This is a genomic window from Sphingobium sp. CFD-2 (assembly GCF_024611135.1).
In the GTDB taxonomy this organism is placed as follows: domain Bacteria; phylum Pseudomonadota; class Alphaproteobacteria; order Sphingomonadales; family Sphingomonadaceae; genus Sphingobium; species Sphingobium fuliginis.
Genome location: NZ_CP084405.1, coordinates 3,548,666 through 3,565,358 on the forward strand (window position 1 = coordinate 3,548,666; position 16,693 = coordinate 3,565,358).

Genomic DNA, 16,693 nt, shown 5'->3' on the forward strand with positions numbered 1-16,693 from the left:
GCCCGACATGGGCGCCATGGCCGATGCAACCTATACCGCCGTTGATCTGTCGCGCCTCCCCGCGCCGGATATTATCGAGGCTCTCGATTTCAATACGATCGAGGCCGACGCCGTCGCGCGCATGGTCGCGCTCATGCCTGAGTTTGAAAGCCGCGACAGCGATCCGGCGACCAAGCTGTTGCAGGTCGTTTCCTACATCGTCCAGCTGGTCCGCCAGCGCGTAAACGATGCCTGTCGCGCCGTCATGCCGGCCTATGCCGCAGGCACCGACCTTGACAATATCGCGGCCCTTTTCGGCATCACTCGCCTGACGATCACGCCAGCGGATACCGTGCTGGGCATCCCGGCGGTGATGGAAAGCGACGCGGATTTCCGCCGGCGCATGGTGCTGGCGCCCGAAGGCTATTCGGTTGCAGGGCCGGAGGGCGCCTATATCTTCCATGCCCTGTCGGCAGATGCTGACGTGCTGGACGCCAGCGCCACCAGCCCAGCCCCCGGCGAAGTGCGAGTGTCGATCCTCTCCCGCACCGGCTCAGGTGCCGCGTCGCCGGAACTGATCGCGACGATTTCGGCCTATGTGTCGGACGAAACGCGGCGCCCGTTGACGGACTTCGTCACCGTCCAATCCGCTGAAATCGTGAACTATGCGGTCGTCGCCACGCTGACCACCTTCAGCGGCCCCGATGGCGGCGTGGTGCTGGCAGCCGCCCAAACGAGCCTGAACGCCTATGTTGAGGCTAGCCACCGCCTGGGCCGCGACATTACCCGCTCGGCTCTATTCGCAGCGCTCCATGTCGAGGGCGTCCAGAATGTCGTACTGACCTCGCCTCCGGCCGACATCGTCATTTCGCGCACCCAGGCACCCTACTGCACCGGTACGACCGTCAGCTATGCGGGGACGGGAGAATGACCTATCCGTCGCTGCTGCCTCCCGGCTCGACGGCGCTCGAAAAGGCGCTGGAACAGGTCGCAGCTGGCTTGCTCGATATCCCGACGCCCATCCGCACCGTATGGTCGCCCGACGACTGCCCCATCGGCCTGCTACCCTGGTTAGCCTGGGGCCTGTCCCTCGACAACTGGTCGTCCGACTGGCCCGAAGGCATCAAGCGCGAGCGCGTTCGCAAGGCGATCCCGATCGCGCGGCAGAAGGGCACCGCGGCATCGGTGCGCGCCGTCGTGCAGAGCTTCGGCGGATCGGTCGCGATCCGCGAATGGTGGCAGATGGAGCCTAAGGGCGACCCGCACACCTTCAACCTGCTCCTGAACCTCGATCAGAACGGCGCGCCTGCATCGGCCGCCTTTGTCGACCAGGTCATTGCCGAAGTCGGCCGTGCCAAACCGGTGCGCAGCCATTTCACTTTCACCCAAGGCATCACCGCCAAGGCCAGTGTCGGCCTGATCGCAGCGGTGCGCCCGACCATCTACGCCCGCCTGTCCTGCACGGCACCGGCGGCCTGACCGGAGGAATCATGGCCCTTACCGCTATCGTCACCAGTGCTGGCCGCGCCGCGCTTGTGAATGCCGCCAACACCGGCACCGCGCCCGTCACCATCGCACAGGTCGGCCTGACCGCCACCGCCGTTGTTCCCGGCGTCGGCATCACAGCCCTGCCCGGTGAATATAAGCGCGTCGCCACGATCTCCGGTGATGTTGTGGCCGACGACACCATCCACCTGATCGTCCGCGACGAAAGCACGGACGTATTTACGGTCCGCAGCTTCGCGCTCTATCTGGCCGATGGCACCCTGTTTGCTATTTACGGTCAGGCCGGGGTCATTTTGGAAAAGTCGGCGCAGGCGATGATGCTGCTGGCGATCGACGTGCAGTTTGCCGACGTGGCCGCCGCCATGCTGACCTTCGGCAACGCCAATTTTCTCAATCCGCCCGCGACCACAGAAATGCAGGGCGTCGTGAAACTGGCAACTGTTGGGGAAGCACAGGCAGGCATTGACGCGCTACGTGCGCTTACTCCTGCTGCTGCCAAGGCTGCTATTCTTGGCTGGCTGCTGGCGCAGGATGGTTCCGGCAGCGGCCTCGACGCCGATCTGCTCGACGGGCAGGACGGCAGCTACTACGCGAACATCCCGCAGCGCCTCGGCTACGCGCCCGCAAATCGGGCGGGCGACACCTTCACCGGCAACTTGGCGATCTCCAAAACCGGCAGTCAGGAACTGCATTTTTCGGGTACCGGCAACTATAAGTGGCGCGCCATCGGGACCAATCTCGCTGGAAGTGGCGGCAATTTCCACCTCCAATACACGACTGACAATTTCGGCTCTTCGTTCGTCAGCGGATTGATGCTGACCACTGCTGGCATGGCGTCGTCTCAGGGGCAGGGCGTCTTCTGGGGACCGAACAACGATGGCGCGGGTTCGGGCCTTGACGCCGATCTGCTCGACGGGCAGGACGGCAGCTACTATGCGAACATCACGCAGCGCCTCGGTTATACGCCGTGGCATCCCGGCAACGATGGCGCGGGGTCGGGCCTTGACGCGGACCTGCTCGACGGCCTGCAAGCCTCGCAGTTCATGCGCAATGCCAATGGAACATGGGTCGCCTCTGAAGAGGGTGCCGCACGGTTTTTCTTCAGCGCAAACGCCGACACCTACGCGCGGGTAAAGAACTCTTTTCGCTGGCAAAATTCGTCCAACAATGATGTTGGATCGATAGACGAGGCTGGCAATCTGTTTCTGAACGGACAGGTTGATACCACGCGTGTTCTTTGCAGAGCGAACGGCGACGGGCAGGCGGTTAAGATTGGCGATGACGCATTCATCGGCGATGTAAATATTCCCAACGGTTTTCGCGTGACGGGCATTCAAGACCCGACGCGAGGTTTCATCAACTTCGGCAATAGTGACACCGCATCGCTTGGCCGGATCGGCACCGGGCACCTGATCTATAACGGCAACATCATCTGGCACGCTGGCAATGATGGCGCGGGTTCAGGCTGCGATTCCGACATGCTGGATGGCCTGCACGCCAGTGCGTTCGGTCGTTCGGATGGTTCGACAACCTACACCGGGTCAATCAATGTAACGGCTGACAATCAGGCGCTCTTCAAAGCCACATCGGGCGTAACTCCGACTGTCATTCATCGCGTCGATGCCACCAATTACTGGTTCCTGCTCAGCAATGCGGCAGCGGGGTTGAACTCCACATGGAACGCCTTCCGTCCGCTCCGCATTGACCTTGCTACAGGGAAGATATTTTCCGATAACGGGCAGGAGTTCTCCGGCGAACTTATAAGTAATGGTGCGATCAAAAGGGATTATGGTTTTTATCTTGACCTCCCCGGCAACACCCCAATTCTGAATTTCGATAGTTTCGATTACATTAATTATGATCGAGCTAACAATATATTTCGTCTATACATCGGGGGGTCGGAGCGCATCGTTTCTCCGCTGAATGGCAACCTCGACCTCTACGCGTCCACGGGTTCTGTTTTCATCAACAATAAACTGATCTGGAACATCGGCAATGACGGTTCCGGCTCTGGGCTCGATGCTGACCTGCTGGACGGCTATCAGGCCAGCGACTTGGCCAAATATAGCGACTTTGCCAACAACCTGTCCGCTGCTGGTTATCAGAGGCTCCCGAGCGGGCTGATCCTGCAATGGTGTACCACCGCAACGCAGCAGAATGTCGAAACGACGACGACCGCGACTTTTCCGATCCAGTTCCCCAATGCCGTGCTGGACGTCCAGCTGACCACCCGCGTCGATATCGCCAGTGTTGAAGCGGACACTTGGTATCAGCTGGTAGGCGACCCGTCGTTGAGTGGATGCACGGTCATGCGCGCCCGCTCGGACAACGACGCAGACCGCCCCTCCTACTGCCGCATCTTCGCCCTCGGTCGATAAGGAAGACACCATGCCGCTCTATTTCAGCCCAGCCCATGCCGCCTTCTACGACGATGGCTTTCATTCGGTCATTCCGGCAGACGCACTGGAGATCAGCCAAGCGCGCCATGCCGAATTGATGGAAGAGCAGGGCACAGGCCGCGTCATCGCCGCCGGACCCGATGGCCTCCCGATCACGCTCGATCCACCGGCTCCATCGGATGACCAGCTGCTGGCTTGGATGCGTAGGCGGCGCAATCGCCTCCTGGCTGAATGCGATCATACGCAGATGCCCGACATGATCCTGTCGGAAGCCCAGCGCGAAGCTTGGCGTGAGTACCGGCAGGCTCTCCGCGATCTGCCCGAAATGACCAGTGACCTTACGGCCATCGAATGGCCGGTGCCTCCCGCCTGAAAGGACCATCTATGACTGACCTGAAATACAAGATCGGCGCGTTCAACAGCGAAAACCGGACCGTGCCCGTCACCTTCACTAGCGGCGACATCAGCCACGACCGCACCGTCAACGCGGTGTTGAAGGATGACGGCAGCTATGATCGCACCGGCACGAAGGCGCGCGTCGAGGAAGTGGCGCGCGGCGTTGCTCACAAGATCGGCCTTGGCGTCATAACCGTGCCGCCGCCGGAACCGGAAATGCCCACACCTGTCGAAAACCCGGCCGCAGCCAGCTAACCGGCAATTGCCTGCATTTGTAGAGGCCGCCTCTACAAATGCGCGCCCGCGAAACGCATGAAGGTGCGCGCCATGGTCCGCCCATGGCGCAATCCCAAGATCACGAACAGCTGACCGGGCAGGTCATCCAACTAGGCACTATCGCATCGGTCGATCACGCCAACGCCACCTGCACCGTCGAAACCGGCGACATCACCACCGGCGACTTGCCATGGATCGCCCAGCGCGCCGGCGGCGTCCGCACCTGGTCGCCTCCAACTGTCGGGGAACAGTGCGTCATCCTTTCCCCCGAAGGCGATATGGAAAGCGCCTTTGTCGTGCTGGGCCTCTATTCCGATGCCTGCCCGCCACCGTCCACCAATCCCGACATCGTCCATCTGGAATTCGCGGACGGCGCGGTCATTGCTTATGACCAGGCGGCGCACGACCTCGCCGTCACGCTGCCCGAAGGCGGCACGGCGACAATCGACGCACCTGGCGGCGTCACCATCACCGGGGATGTGACGATTATCGGCGATGTCGGCGTTGTCGGCACCGTCACGGCGTCCGAAGACGTCCTGGGCGGCGGCAAGAGCCTCAAGGCCCACAAGCATAGCGGCGTCCAGGCCGGCGGCCATCAGTCGGGGGCGCCCGTCTGATGGCCGGTATGGCGCGGATCAGCGGGGCGGTTCTCGATGGCCTCGATCATATCAGGCAATCGGTGGCCGACATTCTCGGAACGCCGATGGGATCGCGCGTCGGTCGCCGGGAATATGGCTCCTTGCTGCTCGAACTGATCGACCAGCCCATGACGCCGGCGAACATCCTGCGCCTCTACGCCGCGACGGCTGTTGCCCTGTCCCGCTGGGAAAACCGCATCCGGCTGCGCCGCGTCGGCCTGGTCGCGGGCGACCGCCCCGGCTCTGCCACCATCACGATCGATGCGACCCGCACTGATGTCGCCGCTTCCAATGCTCTCGTCCGCCTCTCCATCCCCCTATCTGTCTAGCCAAGGAGCCGATCATGGCCTTCAAACATGGGATCACGCTTACTGAAATCAGCGAGGGCGCGCGCACCCTCACCGCCGTTTCGACGGCTATCATCGGCCTGGTCGCGACTTCGGCCGACGCTGATGCCGCCGCTTTCCCCCTGGATCGTCCCGTCCGCATCACCGATATCGAAGCGGCGATCGGCAAGGCCGGCGTCGATGGCACCCTTGCCATTGCTCTGCGCGCCATTGCGGACCAGGCGCGCCCCGTCGTCGTGGTCATCCGCGTCGAGGAGGGTGCGGACGCAGCCGAAACCGCCGCCAACGTCATCGGCACGACCGACGCCAATGGGCAGAAGACGGGCATGCAGGCGCTGCTGGCGGCGCAGGCGCAGCTGGGCGTTAAGCCGAAGATCATCGGCGCCCCCGGCCTCGAAACCCAGGCGGTCATTGCCGCCCTGGTTGTCGTCGCTCAGAAGCTGCGCGGCTTCGCCTATGCCCGTCTGGTCGGTGAGACGACGGCCGACGCGATCCTGTTCCGCGCTAATTTCAGTGGCCGCGAACTGATGCTGCTCTATCCCGATTTCCTCGCCTTCGACACCGCGTCGGCCGCCAATATCGCCAGCTTCGCGGCCGCCCGTGCCATGGGCCTCCGCGCGCGGATCGATCAGGAAGTGGGGCCGCACAAGACCCTGTCCAATTATGAGGTCCAGGGCGTCGTCGGTCTGACCAAGGACATCTATTGGGATATCGAGGATGCGAGCAGCGAAGCGGGCCAGCTGAACGCGAAGGAAATTACGGCCCTGATTCGCACCGACAGCGGTTATCGTTTCTGGGGCAACCGCACCACGGCGGAGGCGGGAAGCCTGTTCGCTTTCGAAAGCACCGTGCGCGTCGCCCAGCTGATCGCGGACACGGTCGTTAATGGCATGCTCTGGGCGATCGACAAGCCCATCACGCCGGCGCTGGTCCGCGACATTGTTGAGACGATCAACGGCTTCTTCCTCCAGCTGAAGGCCGCCGGCGTCGTCCTGGGCGCCAACGCCTGGTATGACGAAGCGAACAACAGCACCGCCAGCCTGAAGGCTGGCAAGCTGCGGATCGACTATGACTATACGGTCCCGCCTCCGCTCGAAGACCTCGGCTTCAACCAGCGCATCACCGACAGCTATTTCGCGGACTTCGCGAACCTGCTGACCGGCAACAGCTGACTGGCCCGCCTCTCCCCCACATTCACATAGGAGCAAGCCATGGGACTCCCCAGCATCCTCAAGAACATGATGCTTTTCAACGAAGGCCAGAATTACATGGGCGAGGTCAAGACCGTGACCCTGCCCCCGCTGACCCGGAAGATCGAGGAATGGCGCGGCGGCGGCATGCCTGGCGCTGTCGGCATCGACATGGGCATGGACGGGCTGCTGGAAATGGGTTCCAGCTTCCCCGGCCCGATGCGCGATATCCTGCGCCAGTTCGGCGTCCTTCAGGTCAACGGCGTCTATCTGCGCTGGGTCGGCTTCCACCAGAAGGACGACACCGGCGCAACCGATAGCGTCGAGGTTGTTGCGCGCGGTCGCCATACCGAAATCGACATGGGCGACCAGGAAGTGGGCGAGGTCGGGGAATTCAGCGTCACGACCACGCTGGCCTATTTCAAGCTGGTTTGGAACGGCCGCACCGAGATCGAATATGATCCGCTGAACGCCGTCTTCATCGTCAACGGCACCGACCTGCTGGCCGAACAGCGCAGCGCCCTCGGCATGTTCTGACCCCTCCTGCCCGGCGCGCCGCGTCGGGCAACCCTTCCCCTCATTGCCACCGGAAAATCATCATGAGCGAAGCCACCGCAAACCCGTTCCGCACCGTCACGCTCGATACGCCGATCGAGCGCGGCGAACAGACCATCGGCATCCTTCAGCTTCGCAAGCCCAAGTCGGGCGAACTACGCGGCCTGTCCCTGGTCGATCTGGGCCAGCTGAAGGTCGATGCCCTGACCGAATTGCTGCCCCGCATCTCCAATCCTCCCATTTCCAAGGTCGAAGCCGCCAATCTTGATCCGGCGGACCTGCTGGCATGCGGCGCGGAAATCGGCAGTTTTTTGTTGCAGAAGTCGCAGCGCACGGATGTCCTCGCTCAGTAGATGACGCGATGGCGGATGTGGCGGTCATCTTTCATTGGCCGCCGCAATCCATGGACGACATGCACCTATCGGAACTCATGTCCTGGCGCGACCAGGCTGCCAAACGCTCCAAGCCCCCCGAAACGCCGAAGACGAAGAAACGCTGATGGCTGACAAGAACCTTCGATTGCAGGTCATCCTTGAAGGGCTGGACCGCGTAACGGCACCGCTGAAACAGATCACCGGCGCGTCCGCTGCGGCGCGCCGCGACCTGGCCGAAACGCAGAAGCAGCTGAAGTCCCTCGACGCCCTGCAAAAGCAGGTCAGCAGCTACAAGGCCAAGGAAAGCCGGTTCGCGGAAGACACGCGCAACTATGAGGCGGCGCAACAGCGCGTGGCCGCCCTGCGCGACCAGATCGCCGCGACCGAAGGCCCCACGAAGAAGCTGCGCGCCGAATTCGAAAAAGCCGAACGCCACACCGCCCAGCTGGCCGCCCGCCTCGATGCCGGCGGCGCCGAACTTCAGCAGTTGTCCGCCAAACTATCGGCCGCGGGCATTGATGTTGCGGATTTGGCTGGACATGAAGGGAGGCTGGCAAATCGCGTCCATGATACCAACCAGGCGTTGCGCCAGCAGACCGCCCAGCTGGAAAAGGTTGAGCAGGCGAAGCGCAATTCGGACAAACTGAACGACATCAGCAGGAAGGCGACGGGCGTCGGCCTCGGCATGATCGCCGCCGGCACCGCCGCCGCCGTGCCAGTTGTCGGCGCCGTCAAACAGGCGATGACGCTGGAAAGCGCCATGGCGGACGTCTCCAAGGTCACGAACATGGCCGCGCCGGCGATCGAGCGCATGTCCACCGACTTTCTCGACATGAGCGAGCGCATTCCCATGGCGGCGAACGAACTCGCCACCATCGCCGCCGCTGCGGGCGCCGCCGGCGTCGGCATGGACAAATTCGGCAAACCCATGCGCGACCAGCGCGAGCAGCTGTTGCAGTTCACCAATGACGCGGCCGAAATGGGCGTGGCCTTCGACATGACCGCCGATATCGCGGGTGAGACGATGGCGAAGTGGCGCACCGCGTTCGAACTGCCCCAGGCCGGCGTCGTCGCCCTGGGCGACCGCGTCAACGCCCTGACCAATACCTTCGGCGGCAAGGCCGCGAACGTCACCGACATCATCACGCGCATCGGCCCCTTGGGCAAGGTCGCCGGCCTGGCCGCGCCGCAGATCGCCGCCCTCGGCTCCACGCTGGACAGCATCGGCGTCCCCAGCGAGGTCGCAGCCACCGGCATCAAGAACACGATGCTGGCGCTCACCAAGGGCGACGCGGCCACCAAATCGCAGATTGCCGCCTATAAGCAGCTGGGGCTTGAGGCGACCGACGTCGGCAAGCGGATGCAGACGGACGCCGCCGGCACGATCATCGACGTCATGGAGCGGATCGGCAAGCTGGACGCGGACAAGCAATCGGGCATCCTGACCCAGCTGTTCGGTTCGGAAAGCGTCGCGGCCATCGCGCCTATGCTGACCAATCTCGACGGGCTGAAGCGCCGGCTTGAACTGGTGGGCGACGCCGACCAGGTTGCGGGATCGATGCACGCGGAATTCTTGAACCGCATCGCGACGACGGAAGGCGCGACAGGCCTCGCCACCAATGCCCTGTCCGGCCTCAATATCACCATGGGCAAGGCCCTGCTGCCCACCGTCATCAAGGTCGCCGGCTATGTGAAGGACGCAGCCACCGGCATGCGCAAATGGGCGCAGGAGCATCCCCTGCTCGCCAAGGGCATCATGATCTTCATGGGCGCCGGCGCCGCGCTGCTGATCCTGTTGGGCGGCTTGGCGCTGGGCTTCGCAGCCCTGACCGCCGCCGCCGCGCCGCTGGGCATCGCCCTGGGGCCGCTGCTGCTGATCGTCGCCGCCGTGGCCGCCGTCGCGGCTGCGGCCTATCTGATCTACGACAATTGGGGCGCGATAACGGCCTGGTTCTCTGCACTGTGGGAAAACATCAAGGCCATGGTCGGCGGCGCAATCAACTTCCTGATCGCGGCCTTCCTGAAATTCACGCCGCTGGGCCTGCTGGTCAGTGCCTTCGCACCGGCGCTCGCTTTCCTTCGATCACTGAACTTCATGGAAATCGGACGGAACCTGATCCAAGGCCTGATCAACGGCGTCGTCGGCATGCTCGGCGCGCTCAAATCGACCATCATCGGCGCCGCCAGTTCGGTCGCCAATTGGTTCAAGACGAAGCTGGGTATCCACTCTCCATCGCGCGTCTTTGAAGGGCTGGGCGGCTTCGTCATGGCCGGCTTGGATCAAGGCCTTGCCGCGAACACAGATGGCCCGCTGGCCCGGATTACCGGCTTGTCGGATGCAATGACCGGCAACATGACCGCCAGCGGCGATGGATTGCTGGCACGGATGACCGACATCGCGGGGCGGATGACCAGCGCGCTTGCCGCTGGCGCCGTTGCGCCTGTGATGGCTACGGCTTCGCCCGCCACGGCCCAATCCGCCGCCGGCGCGCCGCCGACTGCCGCCGCGCCTGCGGCAGCGACTTACAACATCAACATCACCGCCGCCCCCGGCGCATCGGCCACCGATATAGCGGAGGAGGTCCGCAAGGCTCTCGAAGCGATCGAGCGCGAGCGGCGCGGACGCGGCTTCGAGGACGATTGAGGACTGAAATATGCACCTGATGGCCCTTGGCATGTTCCTTTTTCAGATCCCGACGCTGGCCTATGACGAACTTCAGCGGAAGACGGATTGGCGCTTCGCCATGGCAAGCCGCGTCGGCACCCGCGACGCGGCGCAGTTCCTTGGCGTGGGCGACGAGACGGTCAGCCTGTCGGGATCGGTCTATGCCGAAATCAGCGACGGCCGGGTCTCGCTCGACACTCTGCGCGAGATGGGCAACGCCGGCGAAGCCTTGCCGCTGGTCGGCGGCGACGGGACCGTTTTCGGCAATTTCATCATCCGGTCGCTGGACGAACGCCATGCGGTGCTGATGGCCGATGGCCGCGCCCTGCGGATCGATTTCGGCATTGACCTGTGGCGGGTCGATGATCCGGCAACGGCGCAGGCTTCGGCATGACCGACCGGATCATCAACATTCCCGATTGGCGCGTGACGCTCGACGGCAAGGATTTGACCGACAGGATGCGCCCGCGCCTTGTGTCACTGACCCTCTCTGAAAAGCGCGGAGACGAGGCCGATCAGCTGGATATCGTGCTGGACGACAGCGACGGCATGCTGGCGATCCCGAAGGAAGGGGCGGCCCTGCAAATCCAGCTGGGCTGGAAACAAGGCCGCGACGTCACCGTGGGCCTGGTCGACAAGGGCAGTTTCAAGGTGGACGATGTCAGCCACACCGGCCCGCCCGATCAGATCAGGATACGCGCGCGCGCTGCCGACTTCACCAGCGCGATCCGCAATCGCCGCGAGCAGAGCTGGAAAAACACGACGCTGGGCGCCGTGCTGAAGGACATTGCTGGCCGGAACGGGCTGACCTTGAAGGTCGCGGCCGACCTGTCCTCGATCGCGCTGCCGTCCATCACCCAGAACCGGGAAAGCGATATCGCGTTCCTGAAGCGCCTGGGCCGCGAAAACGACGCGGTCGCCACCATCAAGGACAAGCATCTGATCTTCGCGCGCAAGGGAGCCGGGACGACCACCAGCGGCAAGGCCTTGCCCACCCTGACCATCACCCGCCGCGATGGCGACGGCCACACCTGGTCGCGGCAAAAGCGTGACGGGCAGGAAGGCGTGACGGCCAGTTGGCACGACAAGAAGGGGGCGAAGCGCAAAAGCTTCACCGTGGGCAAGGAAGACGGCGCGAAGAAGCTGCGAAAGGTCTATCCTGACGAGGCATCCGCGAAGCGCGCCGCCATTGCGGAGCGCGACCGGATCAAGCGCGCGCCGGCCACGTTCGACATGAAACTGGCGCTGGGCCGGCCCGACGCCTTCCCCGAAACGCGGGTGAAAGCATCGGGCTTCAAGGATGAAATCGACGCGACGACCTGGTTGATCGCGGAAGTCACGCACCGGCTCGACAATAGCGGCGGCTATGCCACCGATCTGCGCATGGAGACTGCGCCCTGATCAGATCAGGACGCCGCCGAATAGCAGCACCGCGAAAGCCCATAGCGGAACCCATATCCAAAGGCTGTCGCTGCGATAATTCCAGATACGGGACAAGAGGCGCATCAGCGGTTCAGCCCCATTCGGACTAGGCGGCTGCTCTATATTGCGGACGGTTGACCTGACGATCCCTCGCAGAGTCGGGCATCCGCAAGCCTTTGGAGGCAATCAGCAGTTCAGTGCCTGTGCGCTTCTCCTGAAGCGAATAATTGATGTCAAAGCAGAATTGGCGCCGGTCACGATATAAATCTCTGATCGGTGAAACGTCATCATAAGTGACGATCCATGGCGACTTAAGATCAAGCACGTTATCCGCGAGAATGGCGTGGTCTTCCGGTTTATAGAAACTCGTATAAAGGCCTGGACCCTTCTTATAGTAAGGAGGATCGATAAACAGCAGTGAGTTTTTAGGTAGATTCGAACAGTCACGGAGAAATTCGACTGCATCCTGATTAGTCAGATGAATTCTGTCTTGGTAGCGAGCGACCCTTCGCATTCGCTTGACTAGATCATCGACGTTAAACCGGCAGTCGATCTTGTAGTTGCCTGTCTGATCTAAGCCCCCGATGACCCCGCCCCCTTTAATAATGCCTGATCGGTTGGTGCGGTTTAGAAAAAAGGCAGAGAAGCCCAACTCCAGCGGATTGTCCGCATCTGCATCGCGATTGATGTCACGCTGGCGCATCCATTCGTCAATGGTGACGGGTGTCTCCCGGACCTTCGCGATTAACGCTTCAGTTTCATTGAGGACGGAGTGCCAGAAGGACCAAATCGCGGGGTCGAGATCATTGATGTGAATCTCTGCCACCAACCCGCTATACAGTAGGGAAAGTGCAAGGCCGCACCCGCCGGCGAACGGTTCAGCGTAGTGACCGCGTTCCAATCCATTCAGCCGCATAATGGTGGAGGTTAGGTCCATCATGCATGATTTTCCGCCGGGATAACGGAGTGGTGAAGCTGTGCGCATTACTCAGAAGCCTTGCAAAACCCTTGTGTATCGGCGCTTTCTAACGAGGTTGTTCATCCTCGGCCAGCTTTTTTATCCTGCTGAACCAGCTTCTTCGATCAACTTGATGATAACCTCTTTCAGTGTCGTCATGTCGTTGTTCAGCTGGTCCCCGTTGAACGCCGCCGACACCTTGTGATGCTTGGTCAGATTCCCATAGTCTCTGGTCCGATCGATCGAGGCGCGAACGGCTTTCTGGTCTTCTCCCTTGATGCTGAAGTTATTGAGACGCTGCTTGCTAAGATAAGCGTCCAAGCCGACACCATCTGCGCGACCGGCACAACCCGTCAGTGTCTCGAAGAATGCCCACACCGCAATTGAGACAACTGGTGTGTGTTTCTCCAGTTCAATGTCGCAAATCGAGTAGTAGAGACTTTCAAGTTTTTCGTTGCCCAATCCGCGCAGCGCCAGATTGATCTCTTCATCATACTGAACGTGTCGCGCTTTCTGGGGCTTTTTGGGCTTCCTGACTACGCGCTTTTTGCCGCCTTGGCCGTTGGCACCTTGATCCGGGCCCGCCACCGGCTCCGGTTCGATCCGAGCGGTTGTCACGTTGGGCAGACTCGCCAGACCTCTCACATACTTGATGATGTCAGGCTTGTTCTTACGGGAAGTGACCTCTTTACCTTCAACCAGATCGCGCATGAAGCGACGAACCATCACGTCAAACTCAGCTTTGGGGCGGGTTCGGCATAGTTCGTCGGGATTGGCACGATCCAGCCCGAAGATTTCCTGGGAAACTTCGGGGTTCAAAAAGCGCTGGGCAGTCGTCAATTTGCCCTGTCGTTCTTGTTTGGTGATCATGCCCTCGGCCTCGGCATAATCAAGTAGCGCCTGCGCGAGGCGGTTCTTTGCGGTGCCCGAAAACCGCTGTTTCTGTTCAGCGTCCCACGTCTTTCGACCGATCCCGCCCTGGGCACCGCTATGGGTTCGGTCGAGCCAAACGCGCAGTGTGTCCAAATCGTTGAAGACGACCGCAGCCACGGTCTTGATTTGTACCCATTCTTCAGAGAGCTTTTCGAAGGTTTTCCGATATTTCGGAGGCGCAAGTTCCGGGTCACTGAGCAGCTTGAGCGCGCAAACACGGCGATTTCCTTCGGCAACCCAATACGTGGGATCGCCGGCGCGCGTTTTGCCGATGGGGGTCATAGCAAAGCGTTCAAGAGGGCTTAGGCCGTGACGAACGATGTCTCTTGCAAGCGGAACTACGTCTTCCTTGGTCACAAGGCGTTCGATGGCTTCGCTTTCCGTTTCGACGATTTCATGCCGGGGATTGTCGAGCGCCAGAAAGACCCGCCCAATAGGCACCTCATCAACATATTCAAATGTGGACGCCGGTTTGCGCGGTGTTCGTGGCCCTCTAGCCATGTTTCCCCCTCAGTCAGATCGTCAGAACATCGTAAGCTGATCTATGTTTTTCGCACGATCGCAACGACGCGGCCCAGCACGTGTAGTTCGTTGTCATAGGCGATTTCGTCGCGAACATTCTGGTTGTCGCTCATGATCTTGACCGACCCATCGGCCATCTGGCGCAGGCGCTTGACCATTCCGCTGTTGCCATAGGCACAGGCCCAGATTTTGTCCGCCAGGTGCAGCGTCTGTTCGGATGCGTCGATCAGCAGCAAATCGCTGTCGAGGATCGTCGGTGCCATCGAGTCCCCAATGCCTTGGGCGAAATACAGATGATCGGGCGACGCTCCGGTGTAAATCCTGATCCAATCGCGTGAAAAATGGCGGACGGTGGTTGTGACCGGAACCTCCAGTTCGGTCGCGCCCATTCCATAGCGTAGATCAATTTCGCGAACCGGCACCAAGCCCAGTTCAACCGCGATGACATCAGCAGAAGGTAGGGCAACGTATCCTTCGGCAGGATCATCTATTTCGCCGGTCAGATATGCAGGCGTCGTTTGTAGCGCCTGCGCGATCTGATGGAGGTGCTTTGATCCCTGCGCGCCGTTCTTGATCAGGTGGTTGATGCTGGGCTGTTTGATACCCACGCGCCGCGCCAGTTCCGCCTGTGACATGCCCAAAGTTTCAAGCCGTGACCGGATGCGACCGCCAAAATCCATGGCGCCGCACCCTATAGATTCGTCTATAGACGGAAAGTTAGATTTGTCTATTGACTGACCTATAGATGCGTCTATAGATGGCTCTATGAGCAACAAACTCACCCTATCTCAGATGCTTGCGTTCGCAGCACAACGTGGGATCGCGCCGCTAGGCAGCGTGACCCTCACCCCCTTCCAGGCTCTCCAACTTGCTATCGATCTAGCTGGCGGTCAGTCCGCTATGGGCCGCATTTGCAAGAAAGCGCAGCCCACTGTCTGGAAGTGGCTCCAGACTTCAAAGCGCCTGCCGCCTGAGCATGTGCTTGCCGTGGAGGCCGACACTGGCGTTTCGCGGCATCTTCTTCGCCCCGACATCTATCCCCTTTCTCTGCCCACCGAAGGTATCGACCCCGGCGAAGAATGTGGGGGCATCATACCGGCTCAGCCCGCGCCTGTCCCATGCGATCGGGTGGTCAAATTGCAACGAAAGGACAGCAACTGATGCCGGTCATCGCCATGCCCGCGCACAAGTGCGGCAAGTCTTTCTCGCATGCCGAACATCTGGAAATCGGCCTGCTCAATGCGCTGTTCGACACCCGCCATCCCATGAGCGTCAGCGACCTGGAAGCCCAGCTGCGCTGCACCCGCCGCGATCTGTTCCGCGCCATCACGGCGCAATATCGCCTGGGCAACGTCCGCAAGGGTCAGCCCGTCGAACTCACCAATTCCGGCCACATTGCCGTTGCAGCTGGGCGCTACGCTGGCGCCGTGGCGGTGGCAGCATGAGCCGCCCCGAATATCGTCTGCGCGGGCAATATGTCGCGCGTCACCCCTTCACCGTGCCGGAAGAATTGACCACCCATCGGGACGAACCGGCACCCGCTCCGCAACTGCCGCGCTGGTATAGCCTCGCCGCCTTCCTTATCATGAGCAGCGCGACGATCTTCGCCATGTGCGCTATTGGAAGGCCGGGAGCATGACGAAGGTCCGCGCCCCTCTGTCCTTCTCCCTCGCCATCACGACGGCGGTCGCCCTCATTGGCTGGGATAAGGCGGCGACCCTCACGCGGCGCGCTAAGCGGACCGTTCGCCATTGGAGCGAAAGCGACCGCAAAGGGACGCCGACGCTTGACCAGGCCATCGCCCTCGATCGCGCCTATATGGAGGCTGGCGGCGATTTCCCGCCAATCCTGCAAAGCTATGCCCGCCAGCTGGACGTCACGCTGGGCCAGTCGTTGGCCTGTCGCGCGGCGCTTGCCCAGGCGATCACCGATCTATCGAAGGAAACGGCCGACGCCATCGGCAGCAGCATCCCTGTGATGCAGCCCGGTGTGTCGGAAACGGCCATCCATCGCGCCATTGCCGAAACCGAGGACGTCGCCAGCGCCGCGACCCGCCTCCTTGGTCGGCTGAAGTCATTCGTGAACGGCAATGGGGCCGCTCAACGAACAGCGGGGGAAGTATGATGACCAATGGCCGGGGGCCGAAACTCAACAATGGCGGGGGCGCGCCCCGCATGCCGTCGGTGCAATGCCCCGGCTGCGGCGAACGGGCTTTTGCCCGGTCGACGACTGGCAAAGCCACGCTGCTCTATCGCGAGGTCTATTATCATTGCCGGGACGTCGAGCGGTGCGGATGCCAGTTCGTCGTCAGCATGGCGACGCTGCGGGCGACCGTGCCTAGCCGGATGCCGCAACCGCTGGCCGTGCTGCCCATGACCACATGGCGCCACGCGGACAATGACCGGGCCGCCAATGATGATGGCGGGCCGCCCAGCGAGCCTGCCGCCGACGCCATAACCATCTGATCTAGCGGGTCGCACCGCCCTGATCGCGACGAAATCCACCCGGCGGACCCCGCCGCCGGGAACGCCCT

At 61.8% G+C, this 16,693-nt stretch carries 22 protein-coding genes; 19 read left to right on the forward strand and 3 right to left on the reverse strand.

All coding sequences use genetic code 11. The features are described 5' to 3' along the window. Positions 1–16: 16 nt before the first annotated feature. The 14 genes from LDB29_RS17595 (at position 17) to LDB29_RS17660 (ending at position 11,726) form a co-directional block, all read left to right on the forward strand. Entirely contained in the window at positions 17–910 is an 894-nt protein-coding gene (locus tag LDB29_RS17595; protein ID WP_257555066.1) for a baseplate J/gp47 family protein, read from the forward strand. After that, positions 907–1,458 (forward strand): phage tail protein I, encoded by a 552-nt coding sequence (locus LDB29_RS17600; RefSeq protein ID WP_257555067.1) that lies wholly within the window; start codon positions 907–909, stop codon positions 1,456–1,458. Before LDB29_RS17595 ends, LDB29_RS17600 begins: the two co-directional genes overlap by 4 nt. 11 nt (positions 1,459–1,469) lie before the next feature. Further along, positions 1,470–3,863, forward strand: a complete 2,394-nt coding sequence (locus LDB29_RS17605; protein WP_257555068.1) for a hypothetical protein — start codon at positions 1,470–1,472, stop codon at positions 3,861–3,863. 10 nt (positions 3,864–3,873) lie between these two features. Further along, the gene (locus LDB29_RS17610; protein ID WP_257555071.1) at positions 3,874–4,257 is read left to right on the forward strand and encodes a tail fiber assembly protein; all 384 of its coding nucleotides are present in this window, start codon (positions 3,874–3,876) and stop codon (positions 4,255–4,257) included. Between the two features lie 11 nt (positions 4,258–4,268). Then, positions 4,269–4,535 carry a hypothetical protein gene (locus LDB29_RS17615; RefSeq protein WP_257555072.1) on the forward strand — a complete coding sequence of 89 codons (267 nt, stop codon included), beginning with the start codon at positions 4,269–4,271 and terminating at the stop codon, positions 4,533–4,535. 83 nt (positions 4,536–4,618) lie between these two features. Beyond that, positions 4,619–5,173, forward strand: a complete 555-nt coding sequence (locus tag LDB29_RS17620; protein WP_257555074.1) for a phage baseplate assembly protein V — start codon at positions 4,619–4,621, stop codon at positions 5,171–5,173. Beyond that, positions 5,173–5,523 (forward strand): GPW/gp25 family protein, encoded by a 351-nt coding sequence (locus tag LDB29_RS17625; protein WP_137710114.1) that lies wholly within the window; start codon positions 5,173–5,175, stop codon positions 5,521–5,523. Before LDB29_RS17620 ends, LDB29_RS17625 begins: the two co-directional genes overlap by 1 nt. An 11-nt stretch (positions 5,524–5,534) precedes the next feature. Further along, positions 5,535–6,713: a phage tail sheath subtilisin-like domain-containing protein gene (locus tag LDB29_RS17630; RefSeq protein ID WP_373886351.1), complete on the forward strand. Its 1,179-nt coding sequence runs from the start codon at positions 5,535–5,537 to the stop codon at positions 6,711–6,713. Between the two features lie 39 nt (positions 6,714–6,752). Next, positions 6,753–7,268: a phage major tail tube protein gene (locus tag LDB29_RS17635; protein WP_137710116.1), complete on the forward strand. Its 516-nt coding sequence runs from the start codon at positions 6,753–6,755 to the stop codon at positions 7,266–7,268. A 62-nt stretch (positions 7,269–7,330) separates the two neighbouring features. Then, positions 7,331–7,639, forward strand: a complete 309-nt coding sequence (locus tag LDB29_RS17640; RefSeq protein WP_140042706.1) for a phage tail assembly protein — start codon at positions 7,331–7,333, stop codon at positions 7,637–7,639. 8 nt (positions 7,640–7,647) lie between these two features. Further along, positions 7,648–7,785, forward strand: coding sequence for a GpE family phage tail protein (locus LDB29_RS17645; RefSeq protein WP_137710118.1), 138 nt, complete (start codon positions 7,648–7,650; stop codon positions 7,783–7,785). Then, positions 7,785–10,304, forward strand: a complete 2,520-nt coding sequence (locus tag LDB29_RS17650) for a phage tail tape measure protein (RefSeq protein ID WP_257555081.1) — start codon at positions 7,785–7,787, stop codon at positions 10,302–10,304. Before LDB29_RS17645 ends, LDB29_RS17650 begins: the two co-directional genes overlap by 1 nt. Before the next feature lie 31 nt (positions 10,305–10,335). Next, positions 10,336–10,719, forward strand: coding sequence for a phage tail protein (locus tag LDB29_RS17655; protein WP_257555082.1), 384 nt, complete (start codon positions 10,336–10,338; stop codon positions 10,717–10,719). Further along, positions 10,716–11,726, forward strand: coding sequence for a contractile injection system protein, VgrG/Pvc8 family (locus tag LDB29_RS17660; RefSeq protein ID WP_257555083.1), 1,011 nt, complete (start codon positions 10,716–10,718; stop codon positions 11,724–11,726). The genes LDB29_RS17655 and LDB29_RS17660 overlap by 4 nt, the downstream gene beginning before the upstream one ends. Positions 11,727–11,853: 127 nt before the next feature. Here the strand turns inward: LDB29_RS17660 and LDB29_RS17665 are convergent, their stop codons facing one another. The 3 genes from LDB29_RS17665 to LDB29_RS17675 form a co-directional block, all read right to left on the reverse strand. After that, a complete protein-coding gene (locus tag LDB29_RS17665; protein WP_257555085.1) occupies positions 11,854–12,732 on the reverse strand; it encodes a DNA adenine methylase in 879 nt (292 codons plus the stop codon). Positions 12,733–12,804: 72 nt separating this feature from the next. Next, complete coding sequence (locus LDB29_RS17670) at positions 12,805–14,139, reverse strand: hypothetical protein (protein ID WP_257555086.1); 1,335 nt, start codon at positions 14,137–14,139, stop codon at positions 12,805–12,807. A gap of 41 nt (positions 14,140–14,180) precedes the next feature. Further along, positions 14,181–14,840 (reverse strand): S24 family peptidase, encoded by a 660-nt coding sequence (locus LDB29_RS17675; RefSeq protein ID WP_257555087.1) that lies wholly within the window; start codon positions 14,838–14,840, stop codon positions 14,181–14,183. A gap of 112 nt (positions 14,841–14,952) precedes the next feature. Between LDB29_RS17675 and LDB29_RS17680 the strand changes: the two genes are divergently transcribed. Genes LDB29_RS17680 through LDB29_RS17700 form a run of 5 tightly spaced genes read left to right on the forward strand, consistent with a single transcriptional unit; the run spans position 14,953 to position 16,625 of the window. Continuing rightward, on the forward strand, positions 14,953–15,321 hold the full coding sequence (locus LDB29_RS17680) for a transcriptional regulator (protein ID WP_373886352.1): 369 nt from the start codon (positions 14,953–14,955) through the stop codon (positions 15,319–15,321). Then, on the forward strand, positions 15,321–15,605 hold the full coding sequence (locus LDB29_RS17685; RefSeq protein WP_257555089.1) for a hypothetical protein: 285 nt from the start codon (positions 15,321–15,323) through the stop codon (positions 15,603–15,605). The genes LDB29_RS17680 and LDB29_RS17685 overlap by 1 nt, the downstream gene beginning before the upstream one ends. Then, a complete protein-coding gene (locus LDB29_RS17690; protein WP_257555091.1) occupies positions 15,602–15,799 on the forward strand; it encodes a hypothetical protein in 198 nt (65 codons plus the stop codon). Before LDB29_RS17685 ends, LDB29_RS17690 begins: the two co-directional genes overlap by 4 nt. Further along, positions 15,796–16,284: a hypothetical protein gene (locus tag LDB29_RS17695; RefSeq protein ID WP_257555093.1), complete on the forward strand. Its 489-nt coding sequence runs from the start codon at positions 15,796–15,798 to the stop codon at positions 16,282–16,284. The genes LDB29_RS17690 and LDB29_RS17695 overlap by 4 nt, the downstream gene beginning before the upstream one ends. Continuing rightward, entirely contained in the window at positions 16,284–16,625 is a 342-nt protein-coding gene (locus tag LDB29_RS17700; RefSeq protein ID WP_171010060.1) for an ogr/Delta-like zinc finger family protein, read from the forward strand. Before LDB29_RS17695 ends, LDB29_RS17700 begins: the two co-directional genes overlap by 1 nt. The last annotated feature ends 68 nt before the right edge of the window (positions 16,626–16,693 follow it).

Coding starts and splice junctions, on each gene's coding strand:
- LDB29_RS17595 (WP_257555066.1), top strand. CDS start 17: ATGGCCGATGCAACCTATACCGCCGTTGATCTGTCGCGCCTCCCCGCG.
- LDB29_RS17600 (WP_257555067.1), top strand. CDS start 907: ATGACCTATCCGTCGCTGCTGCCTCCCGGCTCGACGGCGCTCGAAAAG.
- LDB29_RS17605 (WP_257555068.1), top strand. CDS start 1,470: ATGGCCCTTACCGCTATCGTCACCAGTGCTGGCCGCGCCGCGCTTGTG.
- LDB29_RS17610 (WP_257555071.1), top strand. CDS start 3,874: ATGCCGCTCTATTTCAGCCCAGCCCATGCCGCCTTCTACGACGATGGC.
- LDB29_RS17615 (WP_257555072.1), top strand. CDS start 4,269: ATGACTGACCTGAAATACAAGATCGGCGCGTTCAACAGCGAAAACCGG.
- LDB29_RS17620 (WP_257555074.1), top strand. CDS start 4,619: ATGGCGCAATCCCAAGATCACGAACAGCTGACCGGGCAGGTCATCCAA.
- LDB29_RS17625 (WP_137710114.1), top strand. CDS start 5,173: ATGGCCGGTATGGCGCGGATCAGCGGGGCGGTTCTCGATGGCCTCGAT.
- LDB29_RS17635 (WP_137710116.1), top strand. CDS start 6,753: ATGGGACTCCCCAGCATCCTCAAGAACATGATGCTTTTCAACGAAGGC.
- LDB29_RS17640 (WP_140042706.1), top strand. CDS start 7,331: ATGAGCGAAGCCACCGCAAACCCGTTCCGCACCGTCACGCTCGATACG.
- LDB29_RS17645 (WP_137710118.1), top strand. CDS start 7,648: ATGGCGGATGTGGCGGTCATCTTTCATTGGCCGCCGCAATCCATGGAC.
- LDB29_RS17650 (WP_257555081.1), top strand. CDS start 7,785: ATGGCTGACAAGAACCTTCGATTGCAGGTCATCCTTGAAGGGCTGGAC.
- LDB29_RS17655 (WP_257555082.1), top strand. CDS start 10,336: ATGTTCCTTTTTCAGATCCCGACGCTGGCCTATGACGAACTTCAGCGG.
- LDB29_RS17660 (WP_257555083.1), top strand. CDS start 10,716: ATGACCGACCGGATCATCAACATTCCCGATTGGCGCGTGACGCTCGAC.
- LDB29_RS17665 (WP_257555085.1), bottom strand. CDS start 12,732: ATGCGCACAGCTTCACCACTCCGTTATCCCGGCGGAAAATCATGCATG.
- LDB29_RS17670 (WP_257555086.1), bottom strand. CDS start 14,139: ATGGCTAGAGGGCCACGAACACCGCGCAAACCGGCGTCCACATTTGAA.
- LDB29_RS17675 (WP_257555087.1), bottom strand. CDS start 14,840: ATGGATTTTGGCGGTCGCATCCGGTCACGGCTTGAAACTTTGGGCATG.
- LDB29_RS17680 (WP_373886352.1), top strand. CDS start 14,953: ATGCTTGCGTTCGCAGCACAACGTGGGATCGCGCCGCTAGGCAGCGTG.
- LDB29_RS17685 (WP_257555089.1), top strand. CDS start 15,321: ATGCCGGTCATCGCCATGCCCGCGCACAAGTGCGGCAAGTCTTTCTCG.
- LDB29_RS17690 (WP_257555091.1), top strand. CDS start 15,602: ATGAGCCGCCCCGAATATCGTCTGCGCGGGCAATATGTCGCGCGTCAC.
- LDB29_RS17695 (WP_257555093.1), top strand. CDS start 15,796: ATGACGAAGGTCCGCGCCCCTCTGTCCTTCTCCCTCGCCATCACGACG.
- LDB29_RS17700 (WP_171010060.1), top strand. CDS start 16,284: ATGACCAATGGCCGGGGGCCGAAACTCAACAATGGCGGGGGCGCGCCC.